Source organism: Terriglobus roseus DSM 18391 (assembly GCF_000265425.1).
Taxonomy (GTDB): domain Bacteria; phylum Acidobacteriota; class Terriglobia; order Terriglobales; family Acidobacteriaceae; genus Terriglobus; species Terriglobus roseus.
In genome coordinates this window covers 3,684,209-3,700,410 of record NC_018014.1, presented here as the reverse complement: position 1 = coordinate 3,700,410, position 16,202 = coordinate 3,684,209, and the positions used below count along the sequence as shown (strand labels likewise).

Genomic DNA, 16,202 nt, shown 5'->3' with positions numbered 1-16,202 from the left:
ATGCGACCCTATGTCGGTATCCGTTATCGTAGCCACTCAGGAGCCATATGCTCGATTTCCGCAGGCTTTACAGTACCTTTTATTTGGTTCTAAGCATTGGGGTCACTTGGGCAGCTCTGTCACAGGACCGAGTCAACTATCCCTCGTGGGCGCTCGTCGGCCCCGCCGAGTTCAATGCTTTTCACCACGCCGTCATCGTGGGTACTTACACCTACATCATCCCGTTCGCTCTACTCAGTCTGCCCGCCGGCATCGCCATGATTTGGCTGCGCCATCCTGCCATCTCGCGCTCGCTCGTTATCCTCGTGCTGGCCGTAGGCCTTTTCGGCGGAGCGATTACGACGCGCCTTGCCATTCCCATTCAGAAGCAGATGGATTACGGCGACCATCGACATATTCCTGCACTCGTGCAACAGCTCATCACCATTGATCTGTATTGGCGCGTAATTCCAGGCCTGATCGCGCTTGCTGCGCTCGCCACCATGACTTACCAATTGAGCGGCACAGCAAAAACGGTGTCCGCCAAGTAGCCTGTTCGGTATCGCTGTTAACCTCGTGTGTTTGCAGGATGACGAAGAACCCAGCAAGCGGGCGGATGTTGGATTGAAGCTGTCCGGTCCCTCATGCGACGAGATCTCGATCCGCTTTCCTGATACTAGGAAGGATGACTTTCTTGACCGCCGCGTTGACGAATGCAGTGATGGTGAAGTGCTGCTTAGTGTCTGGATTAGACATCGACCGCAGAAGCTGCACTTCGCGCTTGAATTCGAGATAGAGCGGCAAGGGCATCTTGATCGTGAAGCATTGCAGAGGCCGACGGCCCTCTTCTTCGGCGATCTCATTGACGCCCCGGAGAACGGCATCCTGCAACTCAGTTGCGCTTGGGTCTTCCCCTCCGGAAAGAGAGAGAGCGTCATCCGTTCGTCTGTTCTTCGCCTCATGATTGGCCCAGCATAGCACGTGATTCGCGCAAAACTATCCGCTTACAAGAAGGGGTTTAGAACAAAGAAACAGCTCTTTCCGGCCCCCGGTCGAAGAGGAGTTGCGTATGTACATACGCAACTCTTTGTTGCCGAGTGAGACGGAGAGCTTGGGGAGAGCTGCAGCAGTTAAACACGGTGCGACCGTTCATATTGAGCACGCGCGGTTGTCTGCTGAGGGGGAATGGTTCTAATGCAATTCGTAATGTGCATCTAACCTAACTAAATGAATACCAATGAGATTCTTTCCGCTATCGATGCTGAAATTACCAAGCTTCAGCAAGCCCGCGCTCTTCTCAGTGGCTCCTCCGGGCCGGCCGCAACGAAGCGTGGCCCTGGCCGTCCCAAGAAGGCTGCTAGCCCTTTGAACGACGTCGCGAAGGCCATTGCTCTGAAGCGTGGTCCGGGCCGCCCGAAAAAGGTCGCGACGCCTGCTAAGGCCGTGGCAAAGCGCACGCTGAGTGCGGAAGGTAAGGCACGCATTGCTGCTGCTCAGAAGAAGCGTTGGGCAGCTGCAAAGAAATCCGCGGAGTAGCAAGTTTGGACGAGATTCATGAGGTACGAAGAGGTGGATGAGCACAAGCTCATCCACCTCTTGTTGTTTACTCGGTGGCCCAATCGGCAGGATCATCAGCGGCTTCGACTTTCGAGAGCCGCTTCATGCTGATGGCATGGATCTCAGCGAGCCGGTGCTTGTAAGGCACACCCTCGACGTCTTCGGTGACCTCGCGATACCTGAGTGTCCCTTCCAGGGTGATGAGCTGCCCCTTCTGGAGGGTCTTGGCGAAGGATGAGAGATTGCTCCATGCGAAGACACGGTGCCACTCGGTGCGTGTTTCGTAGTCGCCCTTGTCGTTCTTCCAGCTCTCTTGGGTAGCGATGTTGAGGATGACGTAGTCCTTGTTGTTCTGAGCGGTTTTGGCTTCTGCGTTCTGTCCGAGGCGGCCGATGAGGATGACTTTGTTGAACATGGTGTTGGCTCCGTTTCTTCTGGTTTGTCGGCTGTCTGCGGTACATGCTTACCCGGAGGGTGTGCCGTCGCCATCCACTCCCTCGGCGACTGAGTGGAAGCTATGGAAAGGGACCACAGCTTGCCTGGGGCAAGGAGTCCATACCTCGCAGAGGTGCGTAGCGGGTTCCACGAGGGAGAGCGTGCGTCCGAAGGGCGTGGATGCTTTTGGCGCGGCACGCTGAACGCAGACAGAAAGGCAAACCGCAAGGGAGCCATCCTGTTCGACGGTCTCCCATCATGGCGCGAGTAGCGATAGCCAACTCAGAATTAGAAGAGTGCAAACCAAATGCACCGGGGAAGAACGATCGGGTGCGGAGTATCGAGGGCTACCGCTCTGCCCATTCTCTCGCCTTCGTCATGGTTCTGCGGATGTAGGAAGCCCGCTTGGAAGGGCTTGGATCGCGGGAGAGATAGTCGTCTTCGAGGGCTCGTTCGATGCGAGCTTCATCCATGCCATTGGCGTAAGCGGCAACGCAGAAGGCGATGTCTGCTGCTGCTGGCCGGTCCTGGTACTTGCTTGAGGTGCGGAAGCGTTCCAGCGACAGGGTGGTTAACCTCGGGCCCTTCTGGGGAGAAAGAGCAGCCTGCAGGCGTCGTGCTTGACGCTCCTGCTCTCGTGCTTCGTAGAGCTTCTTGATTTTTTCGATGAAGCTCTCCGCCATCGGGTACTGCTCGCCGGTGTGAAGCTTGAGACGTACGAACGGAAAAAGTCCATCCGGTCTCTTGTACTTGGGCTTGCAGTTGGTGAAGCCGGGCAGTCGTCCGAACCGTCGCCAGTCGGCGGCGCTCGGGTCGGCGTCATAGCGAGCCGCTAGATGCTGGGCGGCGAAGGTACCGAGCAGCTTTGGAAAGGCCGCTGGGTGCTTGAGCCACGCCTGGAAGTTGCCGGCACTGGTTTCGACGACGGCGCACGGAGTGAAGCCGTCAGCGATCAGCCTGCTGAGCGAGATCTCGGAGAGATCGTCGAGGGCGGTGTACCGATGTTCGCCGGAAGGGCGGATGTAGATGTGAGAGCCGCGGGCATTGCGGTACTTGAGCAGCGGGAGCCGTGCGAGAACAGCATCTCCCGTGATCCCGTCGAGACCAGGAAGCATGCCACGATCGCTGAGGACACCCACGTCGTAGAGCGGGGCTTCGATGGCTTGCAGCATGTTGCGTACGACTGTTTCGGTTCTGTCCATCGTCTTTGCCTTGCTTATGTTTTCAGAAAAAAGAGAGAGGTGCAGGGGAGGGAACTGGACCCTGCCGCCCGCCTCGCGTGGGCGATGTGGGAGCAAGGTGCTGCAACTGCAGAAGCTTGGAGCTAGACGACCTGGAACTCAACGAACTGAACATCGCATTGACCTTATTTGAAAGTGCGGCGGGAGCCGATGGGCTGACTCCCGCTGCGGCTTCAGGCTGCGATCTGCTTATTGGCTGTCTTATTCTTCGGTTGGGCCTTCGGCGCTGGCAGGGCGGCTGGGGCGTCCTTCGTCTTCTGTGCCTTCACCTTCTTCAGTGGCTGAGCAAACACGGCCTCGGCTTCAGCAAGGAAGTCGGGTTCGTCTTCACGCGGGATGCCGCGATGTCCAGAGAGTGCGAGACGCAGAGCAAACGCAGTCAGCTTGCCATCGGCGGTGCCGTCGATCACTGAGAGGAGGACTTCCTCGGTGCTACGGCTCTCGTTTTCGTCGGCGATCTCCTCGACCAGATCATCAGTGAAGCTATACGGGTCGAGGTTGACCAGCGCACGTAGCACCGTGCGAAGCTGCGGTGCGCTGAAGGTTTTGGGAGCGTCGGCGATGAGGCGCTCGAAGGTCACCTCACGCTGGGTGCGAAGCTGCTCTCGCTCTGCCTGACGTGCCTCGTACACTGCGTCTTCCTGCTCCTGCTGGAGACGGCGTTCTTCTGCCTTGTGGTGCAGCTCTTCTTCGTACTCCTTCCTGCGCCGCTGGTATTCGGCTTCACGCTGTACGGCTTCTTCTTCGGTTTCCTCGGCGGCTGCGGGAGCCATCACTGGGATCGGGTTTTCCTGCTCCTGTTGGGCACGGCGTGCTGCCTCGCGCGGGTCGTGGATCGGACAATTGTTGTCGGTGCAAACGATAAGGGTGGTGCCGACACGTCTGCCGTACACGATGATGGCGGTCTTGGTGGCCTCGCATGGCACGACCGGCTCAGCGTCTGGATTATCGGTCTGCTCGATCTCACGGAAGTGTCCACGCTGGACGGCTCCGGGGCGCTTTTCCTTTGGGCTACGGTAGCCGTTCTCGATCTGGACAAGCTCGGGATGTGCGGCAAGCTCGCGGTTGATGTGTCGGTTGACCTTGGTTTCGTAGCATGCTCCGTCAAGGCACTGATCGCCCTGCACATCGCAGAACAGAGACGTGTTGTAGCCGCTGCGTCGCGGGCAGGTGACACAAGCTCCTGCGGCAGGGTTAAGCGTGGGGTCTTCGCGGTCGAAGGGGGCCTCCGCAAGCTCAAGATAGAGATTTGCTTGTATCCAAGCGCTCAGGTGCTTCGCGGGAAGCAGGTGCGGTTCCTTGTCCTGCCAGTCCTTGCGCCAGCACTGCTCGAAGGCTTCGGCCTGTGACTCGTGCGGGAGCCGTGCCAGCAGGTTGGCATGGCTGGCGGTGATGCGCTCGGCGCTGAACGCCTCTGCGATGGAAGGGACGAGTTGAAGAAGAGACAATCGGGCGTAGATGTGGCTTGCACTCTTGCCGGATTTCTCCACCAGTGCGGCAACATCGTAGCCAGGCATGTCGAGCAAGCGCTGGAATCCCTGCGCTTCTTCGTACGGATGTACGTCGACGCGCTGCGAGTTCTCCACCAGCTGCCACTCGAGTGTCTGAGCATCGCTGATCTCCACGATGCGTGCCGGTATGGAAAACATCTCGGCCAGCTGCGATGCGCGGAAGCGTCGTGCACCGGCTACGACCTCGAAGCCTTCGGAGTTCGGGCGTACCGTGATCGGCTGGATGAGGCCATTGGTGCGGATGGACTCTGCAAGCTCCTGCAGCTTGGCGTCGTCGAAGGTGCGGCGAGGGTTGGTGGCGGACTCGTGGATGGTGTCGATGGCGATGTACTGGAATTCGCTGCTGTTCTGCACGGTAGTTCTCCTGATGGCTGGTTTTGTAGCTCGGAGGTTCCGAAGCGAAGCTCTGCCTGTTCTTCGCTCCATGGACGAGGAGGTTAGGCGGCTTGCTTGCGCTGTTGCTCGAATGCCTCTGCAAAGCCTTGCGATTGCAGGTTGCGGTCCCAGACCTTGGCGAAGCTGACATGCTGGCGGTGCAGGTTGCATACGTAGGCGTAATCGGTGCCGGTGATGAATCGGCTCCACTGCTCACAGCCGATGTAGTCGTTGCGGTAGTAGAAGGGGTTGAGATCGGCGATGCTACCGGCTAAGCTCAACTCGAAGCACATCTCCGGGTCGCGCATGAGGTCGCCGTTCTGTTCCCCATAGTGAGCGACAGAGAGGGCGGGAAGGCCACACGGTCCAAGCTCGTCCAGTGCCTCGATGACAAGAGGCATGTATGGTGCGTTGTCGATGGTGAGGGAGAGGCCGGGGTTCCAGCCTCCGGCACTCTTGAGGATGTGAAGGATGGTCTGCACTACGCCACCTCCGCTACTGCTTCGGTGGTTTCGTTCTGTTCGGCTGCGGCGGGCGCCGTCTCGATAGCAGAGAGGATGAGAGCTGACGTCTTCTGAATGACCACAAGGCTTTCAGTCAGCAGAGCGGCGTTGCCGTGGTACAGGTGGATGTAGTCGGCAGAGGCTCGGCCAGCATCAAGGCCGATGGTCTGCGAGACAACGAAGGCTACGGCTTCTGCTTCGGTTTCGCGTACGGTCTTCGTGGTGGCAATGCGGCGCTCTGCCTTGTGAAGCATTTCGTGCGCGAGTTCGTGCACAAGGGTGCTGAACTCTTCGGCGGGTGCCTGTCCGGGTAACAAAGCGATGCGTCCGCCGTAGCTCATGCCGAGTGCGGGGGCGATGGATTCTTTGAACTCAAGCGTGATGCCCTGGGCGATTGTGAAGTCGATCAGACGCTCGCGGTATGCGCCGACTTCACCCTTGGTGCGTTCCGTAAACTGCGGCAGTTCTGCGCCTTCGGTCTGGCTCACATCGAAGACGTAAGCTGCACGGAATCCCACGAGAACAGATTTATGTGTGACAGCCGGGTCTGCTGTTGCTTCGGTGTCCTTCTTCTTGCGGGTGCCGATCATCGGGGCAAGGATGCGGATGCCCTTCTGTCCCTTCATCACCTTGCGTCCAAGCTGGTTCCACGCATAGAGGCCAGCAACGCGGGTCGCCTCGGGCATCTGGCGTGCGATTTCAAGGATGTTGCCGAACGAGTAGTTATGAAACCGGCCCATCGCGGTGAGGTATGCGGTAAGGCCTTCGGAGTGTCCTGCCTCAAGCTGCTCGATGAGAAGCTGCACGTTTGCGGCGATGACTTCTTTCGAGGTCTGGGGCTTCGGTGTGGAGGGAAGGGTGGTGACGTTGTTTGCGTTGGGGTTGCTGCTCATGGTGGGCTTCTCCGTTTTGAATGGCTGTGCTGTGTTTGCTCTCAAACACGCCTTGGCCCTGGCCCACGCCAGCAGGGGCGGCAAGTGCAAGCTGTGCGGAAAAGGGGATCGAAGATCCAGCCGAAGGCCGGAGGAAGCGAATACCTGGAGCTGCACGGAGCTTTTTCCATCAGCTTGCGCGCGCCAGGGACGGAGTCCCACAGCAGGTCTGGTTTCTGTATTGCACGCGGAGCGTGCCTGATCTCAGGGAGGGCGTTGCGGGAAGGAACGGCCCGCTGAGGTGGGTCGCGGAAGACGTCACCGCCGGCTGCGGAGAGGGAGGAGGCTTTCTCCCCAGGGTGAGGGATTCTTGGAGATCGACGATCCAAGCACTGATGTTCGCGTCACTAAAACTGACGCATCACTGAGGGCTGCGCAAGTACCTGGATATTCTCGCGGGCACAGTTCAGACGGCGCCACTAAAGGCTCGGAGTTTTACGCAGAAGATCGGGAGCTCTAGCTGCGCCACGTTCCAGCGGAGTGGTCGTTTACATGGCACCAAGCACCTCGTCGAAGGCAAGTTCACTTGTGCCTGAGCGCTCGTTGGCTTCGCCAGAAAGGCTGGAGGCCGTGATGCGCCAGAAGCTATTTGGCGGACAAGGGTCTCAAATTAGGTGGAGTCGCTCACCCTGAACGACGAGCGCGGCAAAGCCAAATGAAGGTGCCCGGTTTCCGTTTGTCGTGCTACCCATGCTCGGAATCTGTCTGTGAGCACCTTGTAACCTTGATGCTCCACAAGCCGTCGTCCGTCTGTCTCGACCGGCTCAGATCCGACCAGAAGCATCAATCCCCCTCATCGCAGTACCGCCATCGAAGAGACGAGCATCCGGCAAAGCTGAGCTGCCGTCGCTCATGGGCTTTGCGTCGCAACACTTGCGATGTACATTCATGTAGCGCGTTTTCGAGATCATTGTCTGCAGAGCGACTAGTCACCTGTAGCAGCGTTGATGCTCCCTCCCAAGCGGTCTTCGTTCAGAGTTGCAGCCGAAGTCGCGCGCGTGTGAGAGCCGTTGAAATCCCGAGTATCAGAAGGGTGAAGACGATGCAGCGGAGAACACCTACGGCTCCCTGACTGAAGTGAGTGGACCACCAGTTGATGCCCAGGCCTCCGAGCAGATAGGCCCAGAGATCGGGCAGGAGGTAGGTAAGCAATGTATTCGAGCCAGCGGAGCGCACCGGAGCTGCCCAGGCGACCTTCTTCTTCACATCACACACGAAGTAGAGAAGGCAATAGATCGCGCAACAGGCTGCGATGTCGTATAGAACCCACGTTGGTGTGGCACGGATCTTGGAGATGCCGAGTGGATGCAGGAGGCGCGCTGCGATCGCAGCGATAACCCCAAAGGCAAGGGCGGGCATGGCCTTGCTTTGATACGTGCCGCACCTTGGTTCGAGGAAAAAGATGATGGCCAGCACAACGCCGGCGAAGACGAGCGCAAGGAAGGAACCGTTCCCGATGGGAAAGATCCACCACGGAAGACTGGTATGAATCCCCTTTGCCGCTGAAGCGATGTTCAATGCGAGGAAGGCAAGGAACCATGCGGCAGGCGCCCACAACCATCTTCGCGTGAGGAGATAGCAAAGGCCTGCCACGAGGTAGGTGTAACCGATGATGCCTAAGATTTCGGGGTAATCAAAGGTAAGCCATGCAGTTGTGCCCGTCTCTGCATCGCTTCTTCGGAAGACGACCATCAGGACCACGAGTAAGAGCAGTCCAGCGAGGCGCAGCGCCGTGTAGGTGCGGCGGCGACGCGGATCTTCCGTTCGTGGATAGTCCATCCAGATCAGGAAGGCAGAGAGCAATGCAAGCAGACCCAATGAGTTGCCGCCGATGTGATGCATCAGCGAAATCTCCGCGACCTGCGCGTTCTGCAGGATCAGTCCAAGCACGATGAGAGCGACCGATCGCAGCACGACATACCAGATCAGTTGCGGCGTTTCATCACCCCGCCGGATGCGTGCCTGCAGCGCGAGCGGCAACGACATGCCGACGATGACGAGGAAGGCGGGGAAGACCATGTCGACGTACGTCATAACATTGGCCGCGCCTGGCGCATGATAGGTCCACCACGGCAGTCCCTTGATCTCGTGAAGTTCGTTCACAAAGATCATCAGCGCGATGTTGAGTCCGCGAAAGATGTCGAGTGACTGAATGCGCTGAGGCTTTACCGTGGCACGAGTCGTTTCGAGCAACGCACAATCTCCAGGCCGTTCGTTCATGAAGCATCTTCGTTCTTACAGATTGGTTCTGGTCTTCTTCAACGTCTGCTGCAACGGCAGGGAAGCGGAGGATGTCCCGAGCATCACGCGATAAGCCCCGGCAGGAACGATCCAGCCGTTCTTCTCTCCGTCCCAGATGCCGAAGCGTTCCCGTGGGATCGAGATGCTCTCTTCCTGCTCTTCGCCCGGCTCCAGATGAACCTTCTTCCAGCCGACAAGTCGCTTGGGTGGCTCGTTCGCAGAGGTCGGCAATGCAAGATAAACCTGCGCGATCTCGTCGCCGCTTCTGCTGCCGGAGTTCTTCAGGCGGAAGGTTACGGTCGTGTCGGCATCCCCCTGCACGCGCAGACCGGAATAGGAGAAGGTGGTGTAGGAGAGTCCGAAGCCGAAGGGGAAGAGTACTGGCTTCTGTTGCTGGTCATACCAGCGGTATCCCACCTGCAGTCCCTCGTCGTAACGGGTCGGGAAGGTAGGCAGGCCGGCGAGAAGCTTCCGCGACATTGCGGCTTCATTACTCCAGTCCTCTTGGGACGCAGGCGGAGGCAGGACTAGCTGAGGATGTGGCAAGTCCTCTTCGCGCAAAGGGAACGTGACCGGCAGCTTCGCGGATGGATTCACCTTCCCGAAGAGCACATCTGCCATTGCGCCCGCGCCCGAGGTTCCCGGGTACCAGGCTTCCATGACTGCGCTCACCGACTTCACCCACGGCATCAGCACGGGTCCACCTGTCTGCAGGATCACGACGGTGTGAGGATTCGCTTTGGCGACGGTATCGATCAGCGCATCCTGACCATCGGGTAAGCCAAGGGTCGTGAGGTCTTCGCCCTCTGCCTGCAACTGGTAAGCGAAGACCAGGACGACATCGGCTTCAGCCGCAGCCTTCGCCGTTCGTACCGCGTCTGTGCCGTCCTCAAAGCGAACGTCCGCGGCGGGAGCGGACTCTCGCAATGCTGCCAGCGGAGCGCCGGGGAACCACACAGCCTTCTGCCAGGCCTGCTTGCGGTCCTTCTCGGGAATGGTCCCAATGACGTTGCCACCGGGCGCGTCGACCTGCGCCGATCCGCCACCCGACGGGATGCCCTTGTCGGCGTTACGCCCGACCACAAGGATGTGTTGAGCGCGCGTAGGGTTCAGCGGAAGGAGCGCCTGCTCGTTCCGCAGAAGCACAATGCTCTTCTGCTCGACTTCTCGCGCGAATGTGGCGTGTGCAAACACGTCCGGCACCCGCTTCGTTGGGATATCGTCCACGACCCCAGCGGCAAACATGGAGCGCAGCACGCGATGCGCGTGATCGTCCAGCTCCGCCTGCGATACGGCGCCGTCCTGCACTGCCTTCTTGAGGGCTGAGCCGAAGAAGACGTTGCCGGGCTGCTCCTGGTCAAGGCCAGCATGCGAGGCCTTGACGGTAGAGTGCGTTGCAAGCCAGTCGGAGATGACGAAGCCCGGATACTTCCACTCTCCCTTGAGCACCTTGTGCAGCAGGAAGTCGTTCTCGCAGGCGTAGTCGCCATTCACACGGTTATAGGCGCACATCACCGCGCCAGGCTGACCGATCTCCAAGCCGATCTTGAATGCGAGCAGATCTGTCTCGCGCATGGCACGTTCACTGATCTCGGACGATACAGCGTGGCGGCCACTCTCCTGGTCGTTCACGGCGAAGTGCTTGATGTGGCCCACCACATGGGTAGATTGCACACCACGGATCAGGTGGCCCACCATGGTGCCGCTCAGGATTGGGTCCTCGCCCTGGTACTCGAAGGTGCGCCCATCGCGCGGTTCGCGAGTGAGATTTACGCCGCCGCCCAGGGTCATGTTGTAGCCGAGGTCGCGCAGCTCCTGCCCGATCATTGCGCCATAACGCTCCGCAAGCGATGTGTCCCAGGAGCTTGCAGCGGCGATGTTGGACGGCAGTGCGGTAGCGTAACGGCCGCTGCCGGCTGCATAGGCAACACCGCTTGCAGAGTCAACACTCTGCAGACCGGGAAAGCCCTTGTTCTCAAATCCAGGCACGTAGCCGGATCCACCGTTTGCATCCTTCGCCAGCGGATCGGGCGGGCCGTCATGCGGGTCACCTGTACCGTGCAGCAGTTGAATCTTCTGGTCGAGCGTTAGCATGTGCAGCAGCAGGTCCGCGCGCTGATCAGCGGAGAGCGTGCGATTCTTCCATGCCTCGTCTGTCTTGCTGTCTTGCTGTGCAGAGAGTGGCGCCGCGAATGAGATGAGTCCGCATGTAGTGACGGTAAAGGCCAGGGCTGAGAGCGTGCGGTTGCGTTTCATCGAATCCTTCTTACGCGGGAAGCGTTGTGTACTTGCGGCGCGCCCACCACAACAGCATGCCGAGCGCGGCCCAGAGCGTACCGACGCTCAGGGCGAGCGGGCTGAGATTGAGCCATAGGAGCAGACAGACCAAGAAGCCAAGCGCGGACGGTACGACGATCTTCCATTTGCCCGCTGCGTCCTGACGCCATGCGCGTGCGATGCACGCAAGATTGACGCCCATGAAAGCGAAGAGCGCACCGTAGTTGAGCAGCTCCGTCCCAAGCTGATAACTGAAGAGCAACGCACCTGCGAGCGCGAGCGCGCCCACCAGCAAAAGGTTGTTGCGCGGGATGCGCCGCTCTGTGGTGATGGCGCCGAAGAACGTGCGTGGCAGAGCTCCATCTTGTCCCATGGCATACAGCAGGCGTGCGGCACCGAGCTGCGATGCCATGCCGGAACCAATCGTCGCCAGCAGCAGTGCGGAGTTGACGACAATAAACAGCACCACACCGCCCAGGCGCTGTGCGACATGCACGTATGCTGTGTCCACGTCTGGAAAGGCAAGCCCAACGGGCCAGGCCAACTGTGCCAGATAGACTTCGACGCTGGCCAACACGCCTGTTACAAGGCAGGTAAAGATGATGGCTCGTGGGATGTCACGACGCGGCTCCATGGCTTCATCGCTCAGCGTGGAGATGCCATCGAAGCCGATGTACGTGAGCACAGCGATGGATGTGCCACGCAGCACATGGGACCACTGGAAACGGCTGCTGTCATAGAAAGGCACCAGCAGGTCATGCGGTGTGAGCGACGGCGCATGCACCAACCATCGGATAGCGGCTGCAATAACCAGCAGAATCACAACGCCCAGTGCGGCTGCCATGCCCCGGTTGATGCGCGCGGAGGTCTCCATGCCAAGGCAGTTGATGATGGTGAAGAACGCCGCAAAAAACACTGCCCACGCGACGTATGGCGCGTGCGGCAGAAAGTTCATGGCCGCGCGGCTGCACCAGACCGTGCAGATGAGCGGGTTCAGCACGTAGTCCAGTACCAGGCACCAGCCAGTGAGGTAGCCGAGCCCAAGATTCAGCTCCTTGCCCACATAAAGAAAAGCAGATCCACCCTGTGGATGCGCCTGCGCCATGCGTCCGTAGCTGATGCAGGTGAAGAGCATCGCCACCATCGCAAGCAGGATCGCTGTGACTGCGTGGCCGCCGGCAACGGTGTAGATCACACCGAAGCTCGGCATCGGCGCGGTGGGTTGAATGAGGATGATGCCGTAGAGCACCAGATCCCAAAATCGCAGCGACCGGCGCAGGCCAACCTTCGTTGAGGTTGTGCTCATCGTGTCTGGCCGGCCACAGCGAGCGTCGCAGCCGCGACATTCCAGCCATCCAGTTGGAATACGACATCCTTCGGGGCGGACTCTGGAAGAGCAGCGGTAAGTGTTGTGGTCTCGCCGGGCGGGACTTCAATCCAGTTGTCGGACCACATCACGGGAGCTACCAGTTCGCCTTTGCTGCTTCGCGCAGCGACGCGGACCTGGAAGGCCACAGTGGCGGAATTGTTGTGAAGCATGACGGTGGCGTTTCGTACCGGACCGCTCGCCATCGTGACGCGTGCGTCGATGGTCGCCGTCGGCAGCGTCGTAAGTGCGGAGAGATCTTCGTAACGCGCCGCGGGTGTGTGAGTGAAGTTTGTCTCGGTCCAATCGAACGCAGTGAGTGTGGTGGGAACCCAGTAGAAGTTTCGGCTCACTACGGTACCGTCAGCCTTGCGCAGGGAGAGATCGAGCAGCAGGATCTTCCGGCCGTTTCGGTAGAGATTCTCCGGGATAACTGTGACCTGTTGCACGCCGTCTGCAGCCAAGGTCAGCGTTTGATCTTTGCGATACAGCTCATGCCAAGACAGATCACGCACGCTGATGGACGCCTTCAGATCGCTGGATGCGGCGTATGTGCTGTTGACCACGGCCACGCTGCGATCGTCGTAGCCATACTGGATGTGCAGCGGCTCGCATGCCTTCTTCGTGGCGAAGTATCCAGCATCGGCGTCCAGGTAGTAGTCATACAGGTGCCAGATCATGGAAGGCCATGCGTTGTTCAGCATCCACTGCACCACACCCGTGGACTGATATTTGTTGCGGCTGTAAGACTCGAACATGGCGCGCTCCGAGTCGTACTGCATGGTGTGCGCCATACGTTCGTAGCTCTCGGCGGACGTAGGCTTGGCGTAGATAGCCGCCATCGCCTGGTCCATGACATCCAGCTTGCTGAACTCATTGCCGCCGAAGTGTAACTTCCAGTTGTTCGTCGCCGGCCATGCTTCCGGGTCGGTCAAGAAGAGCTTGCGGCTCGCCAGCGATGGGATCGCCGGGCCGGGGCTTGTCTCCGTGTTGAAGCCGAAGGCGCCACCGTACTTATGGTCGACATACCAGTAACTGGGTTCGACATAGTCGTAAGGGCCGGACATTTTTACGCCGTTCAAGCCCGTTAGCGAAGTTGTCTGGGATGAGGCTGCGCTGAGGATGGGGTTGGGCCAGTGTGCTGCGGCCTCGACGTCCAGGTAGGCGCGTTCCACCTTCTCCGGCGGCGCATTGTCGCTGCCATTCAGCCATACCAGCAGGCTTGCATGGCTGCGCAGGCGAAGCAGCTGGTCATGCAACGATGAGGTTGCAACGGACAGGTTTTTGTCCGTCCACTTCGACCATTGCTCCCAACGGTCGCAACAGCACCAGCCCAGCATGACCAGCAAGCCGTTCTTATCCGTCATGTGGAAGAACTCTTCCGTTTCCAGCTTGCCTTCCAGCCGAATCGTGTTGAGATTCAGGTGCTGCACCATTTCAATCTGGTCACGCAACTTGTCGTCATCAGAACGCAGCATCATGTCCTGTGACCAGCCGGCGCCACGAATCAAGATGGGCTTGCCGTTCACGCGGAAGAGACGGCTGCCGTTGGCAGTAAGCTCGGACGACATCTCACGAATGCCGAAGTCGATCTCCTTTGAATCCACTTGTCTGCCTGCAACTACAGCAGTGAGAGAAAGCTTCTCGAGATGAGGCTCGCCCATCTGCTTAGGCCACCAGAGCTCCGGATGTTTCGCACGAACGATGGGGTACGTCACTGTTCGTTGTTCATGCGCGGCGAGCGAGACCTTCTGCTCGATCCGTTGACCGACCAGTGTGCCGCGAAGAACCGCTTCAATTGGAGCGTCGGTCATGTTGGCTGCTTCAGCATAGATGGTCAGTTCGGCGGTTTGTAGCGTCTCATCTGTGAAGTGTGTGGTCACCATGGGCGACCGCAATGTGACAGCTCCGGTCGTCACCAGGGCCACGTCGCCCCATAGCCCCATGTCCTTGTCGGGTGGTGCAGGATTCCAGTCCACCCAGTTGATGCCGAGGTCGTTTTCCGTGGGTGCGAAGACCTGCACAGCAACGATGTTCTCTGCTGCAGGGCGCACAACGTTCGAGATATCGAAATCATAGGCGCGGTAGGCGCCTTCGATCTCGTCAGAGCCAGCGATGCGATGGCCATTCACCCAGAGCTCGCCGCGGTAGTTAATGCCGCCGAAGTGCAGGATGGTACGTTCACCCTTCGTCACGGTCGCGTGGAAACTCTTTCGATACCACCAGCCACAGCGATAAGGGCTGTCCGCAGGCATGGGGAAATTTGAAAAGTTTTCACCAACGGCATAGCCCATGCCCGGGAGCTTCCGCAGATTGTCCGCAAAATACGGATCAGGAAGTTGCTTTGCTGCGACCTGGGCTGCCAGCACCGTCGACGGGAGGGTAACCGTCGTCCAGTCCTGAATTTGAGCTGTCCCATCGGACAGTGCCGCCCCGTCAGCTGCAAGACCGCAGGCGGTATGCAACTGCCAGCCATCATGGAAGGCAGGTCGCGCTGCATATCCGATCTGTGTGCCGAAGAGAAGCAAAACGAGTGCGGAAAGAAGGCGTCGAGACGTCATGCTATGGATCTCCCGGCTGTGTCTGTTCGTTCAGGGGCGTAATGGCAAAAGCATACGAGTCCTCAAGCAGAGGTCTTGCGCTTTGTCTTAACTGCAGCGGTTGACGAGCGAGGGATCAACTCCGGTGTGCAGTAAAAGCGCGCTGCCTTAGTGCTGGCGTTGCCGTCTTTCAATGCCGACAACATCCGTTGGATCGCCTGTTGTCCCATGTCGCGCATTGGCTGGCGGACGGTGGTGATGGCGGGCGTAGTGACGCGCGCGGGAAGCACATCGTCAAAGCCGATGACCGAGCAGCCGTCAGGAACAGAGATACCAGCCTCGGCCAGACCACGCACCACACCCAGTGCCGTCATGTCATCGAAGGCCACCACCGCAGTGAAGCTTCGGCGCTTCTTGACCAATTCTCGGACGAAGGCACGACCGCCTTCAAAGGCATCGTCTGTTGTGCCGATTGAAGGCAGTTGTGTCACAAGCTTCAGATCGACGTCAACACCACGAGCCTTTGCCGCGCGCAGTATGCCATTCCATCGCGGCGCGCTGTCGAACATCTCATTGGGTCCGCGAATGACCGCTATCCTGCGATGTCCCAGGTCCAGAAGATGGGCCATCGCGAGGGCTCCGCCTTCTTCGTTGTCCAGCAGGTAAGACGTGATGTTGCGCTGAGTAAGGTCCCGGCCAACGATGAGGAGCTGGACGGAGTTCTTCTGTGCGTCGGCGAGCAGACCGCTCTCGTCGAAGACCCAGCTTGCAATGACGATCACGCCTTCTACGCGGCGCTCCAGCATCAGCCGCAAGGAGTGGTCGAAGACCTTGCGTTCTGTCTGCGCGTCCATCACCAATGGCAGATAGTCCGTGTCATGCAGGCCTGCCTGTATGCCCTGGACTACCGGCATGCTGAATGGGTCAGAAAGATCGAAGGCAAGGACGCCAATTGTGCCGGAGCTACGCTTGCGCAGCGAACGCGCACGAGCGTCCGGGTGATAGCCAAGCCTGGCCGCGGTCTTGCGGATCATCTCGCGCGTGGATGCGGCGACGTTGGCAGAAAGTGGCGCTTCACTCAAGGTGATGGACACAGTGGAGACTGAAAATCCCGTCGCTCGTGCCACATCGCTCAGGGTGACGTGACCGGTTTTTCGTTGTGGCATATGCAAGTACCTTCGAGCGGATGGGGCGACTGTGGATCCTTCAGAAAAACAACGCGGAATCGCTTGACAGTCTCCTGAA

Annotated in this window: 13 protein-coding genes; 3 read left to right on the top strand and 10 right to left on the bottom strand. The window is 59.2% G+C overall.

From position 1 onward, the window contains the following. Positions 1-47 precede the first annotated feature (47 nt). The 3 genes from TERRO_RS15025 to TERRO_RS15015 all read left to right on the top strand — a co-directional run bounded on the left by TERRO_RS15025 (position 48) and on the right by TERRO_RS15015 (position 1,515). Complete coding sequence (locus TERRO_RS15025; RefSeq protein WP_014786545.1) at positions 48-530, top strand: hypothetical protein; 483 nt, start codon at positions 48-50, stop codon at positions 528-530. Between the two features lie 31 nt (positions 531-561). After that, positions 562-957 carry a hypothetical protein gene (locus TERRO_RS23200; protein ID WP_157178380.1) on the top strand — a complete coding sequence of 132 codons (396 nt, stop codon included), beginning with the start codon at positions 562-564 and terminating at the stop codon, positions 955-957. A gap of 249 nt (positions 958-1,206) precedes the next feature. Beyond that, the gene (locus tag TERRO_RS15015; RefSeq protein WP_014786544.1) at positions 1,207-1,515 is read left to right on the top strand and encodes a hypothetical protein; all 309 of its coding nucleotides are present in this window, start codon (positions 1,207-1,209) and stop codon (positions 1,513-1,515) included. A 67-nt stretch (positions 1,516-1,582) separates the two neighbouring features. On the opposite strand, the gene TERRO_RS15010 is transcribed toward TERRO_RS15015, so the two are convergent. The 10 genes from TERRO_RS15010 to TERRO_RS14965 form a co-directional block, all read right to left on the bottom strand. Further along, the gene (locus TERRO_RS15010) at positions 1,583-1,951 is read right to left on the bottom strand and encodes a single-stranded DNA-binding protein (RefSeq protein WP_014786543.1); all 369 of its coding nucleotides are present in this window, start codon (positions 1,949-1,951) and stop codon (positions 1,583-1,585) included. Positions 1,952-2,318: 367 nt separating this feature from the next. Beyond that, positions 2,319-3,173, bottom strand: a complete 855-nt coding sequence (locus TERRO_RS15005; protein ID WP_014786542.1) for a RepB family DNA primase — start codon at positions 3,171-3,173, stop codon at positions 2,319-2,321. A gap of 212 nt (positions 3,174-3,385) precedes the next feature. After that, a complete protein-coding gene (locus TERRO_RS15000; protein WP_014786541.1) occupies positions 3,386-5,077 on the bottom strand; it encodes a ParB/RepB/Spo0J family partition protein in 1,692 nt (563 codons plus the stop codon). 83 nt (positions 5,078-5,160) lie between these two features. Beyond that, positions 5,161-5,580 (bottom strand): DUF6908 domain-containing protein, encoded by a 420-nt coding sequence (locus TERRO_RS14995; protein WP_014786540.1) that lies wholly within the window; start codon positions 5,578-5,580, stop codon positions 5,161-5,163. Next, complete coding sequence (locus TERRO_RS14990) at positions 5,580-6,494, bottom strand: ArdC family protein (RefSeq protein WP_014786539.1); 915 nt, start codon at positions 6,492-6,494, stop codon at positions 5,580-5,582. The genes TERRO_RS14995 and TERRO_RS14990 overlap by 1 nt, the downstream gene beginning before the upstream one ends. Before the next feature lie 1,011 nt (positions 6,495-7,505). Then, entirely contained in the window at positions 7,506-8,726 is a 1,221-nt protein-coding gene (locus TERRO_RS14985; RefSeq protein WP_014786538.1) for a DUF5009 domain-containing protein, read from the bottom strand. A 42-nt stretch (positions 8,727-8,768) separates the two neighbouring features. Next, a complete protein-coding gene (locus TERRO_RS14980; RefSeq protein ID WP_014786537.1) occupies positions 8,769-11,030 on the bottom strand; it encodes a beta-glucosidase in 2,262 nt (753 codons plus the stop codon). Between the two features lie 10 nt (positions 11,031-11,040). Then, entirely contained in the window at positions 11,041-12,357 is a 1,317-nt protein-coding gene (locus TERRO_RS14975; protein ID WP_014786536.1) for an APC family permease, read from the bottom strand. Continuing rightward, positions 12,354-14,978, bottom strand: a complete 2,625-nt coding sequence (locus TERRO_RS14970) for a glycoside hydrolase family 2 protein (RefSeq protein ID WP_014786535.1) — start codon at positions 14,976-14,978, stop codon at positions 12,354-12,356. Before TERRO_RS14970 ends, TERRO_RS14975 begins: the two co-directional genes overlap by 4 nt. A 62-nt stretch (positions 14,979-15,040) precedes the next feature. Further along, entirely contained in the window at positions 15,041-16,123 is a 1,083-nt protein-coding gene (locus TERRO_RS14965) for a LacI family DNA-binding transcriptional regulator (protein ID WP_014786534.1), read from the bottom strand. Positions 16,124-16,202 lie beyond the last annotated feature (79 nt).

Bases quoted from the DNA above. Each gene is read 5' to 3' on its own strand.
- TERRO_RS15025 (WP_014786545.1), top strand. From the start codon at position 48: ATGCTCGATTTCCGCAGGCTTTACAGTACCTTTTATTTGGTTCTAAGC.
- TERRO_RS15015 (WP_014786544.1), top strand. From the start codon at position 1,207: ATGAATACCAATGAGATTCTTTCCGCTATCGATGCTGAAATTACCAAG.
- TERRO_RS15010 (WP_014786543.1), bottom strand. From the start codon at position 1,951: ATGTTCAACAAAGTCATCCTCATCGGCCGCCTCGGACAGAACGCAGAA.
- TERRO_RS15005 (WP_014786542.1), bottom strand. From the start codon at position 3,173: ATGGACAGAACCGAAACAGTCGTACGCAACATGCTGCAAGCCATCGAA.
- TERRO_RS14990 (WP_014786539.1), bottom strand. From the start codon at position 6,494: ATGAGCAGCAACCCCAACGCAAACAACGTCACCACCCTTCCCTCCACA.
- TERRO_RS14980 (WP_014786537.1), bottom strand. From the start codon at position 11,030: ATGAAACGCAACCGCACGCTCTCAGCCCTGGCCTTTACCGTCACTACA.
- TERRO_RS14975 (WP_014786536.1), bottom strand. From the start codon at position 12,357: ATGAGCACAACCTCAACGAAGGTTGGCCTGCGCCGGTCGCTGCGATTT.
- TERRO_RS14970 (WP_014786535.1), bottom strand. From the start codon at position 14,978: ATGACGTCTCGACGCCTTCTTTCCGCACTCGTTTTGCTTCTCTTCGGC.
- TERRO_RS14965 (WP_014786534.1), bottom strand. From the start codon at position 16,123: ATGCCACAACGAAAAACCGGTCACGTCACCCTGAGCGATGTGGCACGA.